Annotated in this window: 1 protein-coding gene; it reads left to right on the top strand. The window is 66.5% G+C overall.

From position 1 onward, the window contains the following. The coding region (locus ACZ9XP_RS17740; RefSeq protein WP_465188942.1) for an Ig-like domain-containing protein at positions 1-796 on the top strand (796 nt) is incomplete at both ends.

The raw sequence follows: 796 nt of genomic DNA, 5'->3' as shown, positions 1-796 counted from the left end.
ACCACCGTCAATGCCGCCGGTGAGTACAGCGTGGCTGTGGCCGGTCGCGACCTGGCCGCCGACACCACCATCGACGCCAAAGTGGCCGCCACCGATGCCGCCGGCAACGTGGGCGAAGCCACCACCGTGCACACCCACGGTGTGGACACCACCATCAACGCCAGCATCACGCTCGCGGCCAACATCACCGCCGACGACGTGATCAACGCCGCCGAGTCGCAACAAGACATCGCCATCACCGGTAGCGTGGGTGGCGACGTGAAGGTCGGCGACACCGTGACCCTGACCGTGAACGGCAAGCCGTTCACCGGTCTGGTGCAGGCCGACAAGACCTTCAGCATCAACGTACCGGGCGCCGAGCTGGTGGCCGACGCCGACAAGGTGATCGAGGCCAGCGTCACCACCCGTGACGAAGCCGGCAACAGCATCACCGTCAGCGACACCGAGGGCTACAGCGTCGACACCGTCGCCCCGGACAACCGTACCGCTAGCATCAGCGTTAACGACATCACCGCCGACAACGTGGTGAACGCCGCCGAAGCCGATGAAGACATCACCGTCAGCGGCACCGTTAGCGGCGAGTTCAAAGCCGGCGACGTGGTGACCCTGACCGTCAATGGCCGCGACTACACCACCACCGTCAATGCCGCCGGTGAGTACAGCGTGGCCGTGGCCGGTCGCGACCTGGCCGCCGACACCACCATCGACGCCAAAGTGGCCGCCACCGATGCCGCCGGCAACGTGGGCGAAGCCACCACCGAGCACACCCACGGTGTGGACACCACCATCAACGCCA

The organism is Vogesella perlucida (assembly GCF_979366545.1).
This window is presented reverse-complemented; position numbering and strand designations above follow the sequence as displayed.